This is a genomic window from Roseateles sp. P5_E11, from assembly GCF_054049355.1.
Genome location: NZ_JBFUMO010000576.1, coordinates 1 through 3,623, shown reverse-complemented (window position 1 = coordinate 3,623; position 3,623 = coordinate 1). Strand labels below are relative to the sequence as shown.

The 3,623-nt window shown below is 70.3% G+C and carries 2 protein-coding genes; both read left to right on the top strand.

Features of this window, described 5'->3' with window-relative positions:
• Positions 1-2,538: glycoside hydrolase family 3 C-terminal domain-containing protein (locus ACXJKR_RS27245; RefSeq protein ID WP_457325485.1), on the top strand; the 2,538-nt coding region annotated here is incomplete at its 5' end.
• 25 nt (positions 2,539-2,563) lie between these two features.
• Positions 2,564-3,484, top strand: coding sequence for an alpha/beta hydrolase (locus ACXJKR_RS27240; protein ID WP_457325484.1), 921 nt, complete (start codon positions 2,564-2,566; stop codon positions 3,482-3,484).
• Positions 3,485-3,623: the final 139 nt, after the last annotated feature.

Sequence of the window (3,623 nt, the reverse complement as noted above, 5' to 3'; positions counted from 1 at the left end):
GCCCAGGCCCGCCAGATCGTGGCCCAGCTGACGCTCGACGAGAAGACGGAGCAGCTGCTCAACGGAGCGCCGGCCATCCCGCGGTTGAACATCCCGGCCTACAACTGGTGGACGGAGTCGCTGCACGGCGCCTTCGGCCCCGGTGCGACGACGAACTTCCCACAACCCATCGGCCTGGCCGCCAGCTTCAACGACCGCCTGATGCAGGACGTGGCGGCCAGCATCAGCACCGAGGTGCGGGCCGTCTACGCGCTGGGGCGCGGCAAGCCCAACCCGAACAAGATAGGCGGCGCGCTGGACACCTGGTCGCCCAACATCAACATCTTTCGCGATCCGCGCTGGGGGCGGGGCCAGGAAACCTATGGCGAGGACCCCTTCCTGACCGCGACGCTCGGCAAGGCCTTCGTGCACGGCATGCAGGGGCCGGACCCGGCGCTGCCACACGTCATCGCCAGCCCCAAGCATTTCGCCGTGCACAGCGGCCCCGAATCCACGCGGCATTCGGTGGACGTGTGGGTCTCGGCGCAGGACCTGGAGGACACCTACCTGCCCGCCTTTCGCGCGGCAATAGTCGACGCGCAGGCCGGCTCCATCATGTGCGCCTACAACCGGGTCAACGGCGAGCCGGCCTGCGCCAGCCACAGCCTGCTGGTGAAGACGCTGCGCCAGGACTGGAAGTTCAACGGCTACGTGGTGTCGGATTGCGACGCCGTCGTCGACATCCATGCCCACCACAAGTACGCGCCCGACGCCCCGGCCGGAGCCGCCGCCGCCCTCAAGGCCGGCGTGGACAACGAGTGCAATGGCGCCACGCTGTCGCACACGCCGGGCCTGGGCGAGCGCTACAAGCAGGCGCTGGCGCGCGGCTACATCCGCGCGGCCGACATCGACAACGCGCTGGTGCGCCTGTTTGCCGCGCGGCTGCGCAATGGCGATCTGCCGGGGCTGGGCGAGCGCAGCTTCCCGAAGGCCGAGGCGATCAACTCGGCCGATCAGCGCGCGCTGGCGCTTCGCGCCGCGCTCGAGAGCCTGGTGCTGCTGAAAAATGACGGCGTGCTGCCGCTGCGCGCCTCGGCCCGCATCGCCGTCGTCGGCCCGCTGGCCGATGCCCGCCGTGTGATGCGGGGCAACTACTCGTCCGGCCAGACCGGGCCGACGCAGACCGTCTTCGAGGGCCTGCGCCAGCAGTTCCCGGCGGCGCAGGTCAGCCTCGTGCCCTTCGGCCCCTCGATCACCGACGGCGACCCGGTGCCCGCCAGCGCCTTCGTCGCGCCCGACGGCAGCCCGGGGCTGCGTGCCAGCTATTTCAAGCTCCAGCCTGGCTCCCCAGTGGCGCCGGGCAAGCGCCGTTTTCAGGAGAAGGCCTTCGCCAGCCACGGCGTGGCGCAGCTCGACTCACGCGTGCGCGACTTTCCCGAGTCCGGCGAGGTGACGCGGGTGGTCTTGACGGGCTTCTTCGTCGCCCCCGAGACGGGCAGCTACCGACTCGGCGTTGCGGGTGCCAAAGGCCAGGTGCGCGTCGCCGGCCGTGATGTGACGCTGGCCAGGCGCCCGACGCAATGGGCCGAGCCGGTGGCCTTGACGCAGGTGGACCTCAAGCAGGGCGAGCGCTATGCGCTGCAGTTCGAGACGGAGTCCGGCGCCGGGGCGCCGCCCGGCATGGTCTGGAAGCGCGTTTCCCGCCAGCCGCTGGCTGACCTGCGCGCCGCCGTGCAGGGCGCTGACGTGGTGGTCGCCGTCGTCGGCCTGACGTCGGACCTGGAAGGCGAGGAGATGCCCGTCAAGATCGAAGGCTTCCAGGGAGGCGACCGCACGACACTGGACTTGCCGGCGGACCAGCGCGCCTATCTCCAGGCCGCGGCGCAGGGGAGCAAGCCAYTGGTGGTGCTGAACCTGAGCGGCAGCGCCATCGACCTGTCCTGGGCGCAGGCGAACGCGGCGGCGGTGCTGCAGGCCTGGTACCCGGGCGAGGGCGGCGGCCAGGCCATCGCGCAGGTGCTCACCGGTGTGGCCAACCCGGCCGGGCGGCTGCCGGTGACCTTCTACCGCAGCGCAAGCGACCTCCCGCCGTTTGACGACTACCGCATGGCCGGGCGCACCTACCGCTTCTTTGACAAGCCGGTGGTCTACCCGTTCGGCCATGGCCTGAGCTATTCCAGCTTCCGCTACGAGGCGCCCAAGCTCGAGGTGCAGGACGACGGCAAGGACGTGGGCCTGGTGGTGCGCACGGCCATCACCAACACCAGCACGCGCGATGGCGACGAGGTGGCCCAGCTCTACCTGGCGCCGCCGCGCTTCGAGGGCGGGCCGCGCCTGGCGCTGCGTGGCTTTCAGCGCCTGCATCTGAAGGCGGGCGAACGGCGCGAGCTGAGCTACCGGCTCGATGCCCGCGACCTGAGCTTCGTGGACCGCGACGGCGTGCGCCAGGTCATGCCTGGCAGCTATGGCCTCAGCGTGGGCGGCGGCCAGCCGGACACCGGCGCTCCGGTCGAACGCGCGACCTTCTCGCTGGCGCGCCAGGTGCTGCTGCCGCATTAACCCATCAACTCGTTGGACAACGACCATGCGATCACTTCTCTCCACCTTGCTGGCCCTGCTGCTGGCCTCCGCTGCCACATGCGCCCTCGCGCAGGACGGCACCATCCACCCGCTGCAGGCGCCCGCCGAGCCACGCGCCATCCCGCTCGGCACCGGCGGCGTCGACAAGCAGCCGGCCGCCGAGAGCTGGTTCCGTCAGTGGGGCGAGCCGATGGTGCGCAACGTCACCACCGCCACGCTGACGCCCTACCTGCCCGCGCCGGGCAAGGGCAATGGCGCGGCAGTGCTGGTGGCGCCGGGCGGGGGCTTCCGCTGGCTGTCGATCAACAACGAGGGCTGGAAGGTGGCCCAGGCGCTGGCCGACCAGGGCATTGCCGCCTTCGTCCTCAAGTACCGGCTGCAGCCGACGCCGGACTCGCTCGACGGCTTCAAGGACTCGATGAACCGCATGTTCACCGCGGCCGGATCGAGCGACGGCAACCCGCGCTCACTGGTGCCCGACCTCGCCAACCAGCTTGCCGACGCCGAAGCGGCCCATGCCCTCATCCTCTCGCGCGCCAAGGAATGGGGCGTCGACACCAGGCGGCTGGGCATGGTGGGCTTCTCGGCCGGCGCGGGCCTGACGATGCACAGCACGCTCAACTCCAAGACCATGAAGCTCGCCTTCATCGCGCCGATCTACGGCGGCATGGGGCCGGTCGACGTGCCCAAGGACGCGCCGCCGATGTTCAACGTCATCGCCAGCGACGACTTCCTGTTCCGCGGCCAGATGGGCGTCGTCAAGTCCTGGTTCGATGCCGGCCGGCCGGTCGAATTCCATCTCTACCAGAACGGCGGCCATGGTTTTGGGCTCGGCTACCCGGGCAAGACCGCCGAGGGCTGGTTCCCGGCCTTCGTCCGCTGGTTGGACGTGAATGGCTTTCTGAAGGCCGGCGCGGCAAAGTAGAGGTCTGTTGCCGCCAGACCTTCGCCATGCTCACCTTCCGCATCCCGTGCCTCGCCGCCGTGGCATCTGCCGCGCTGCTCATCAACCCCGCGGCAGGCGCCTCGGTCGCGGAGAAGGAAGCCATGGCAGTGACCCAGGC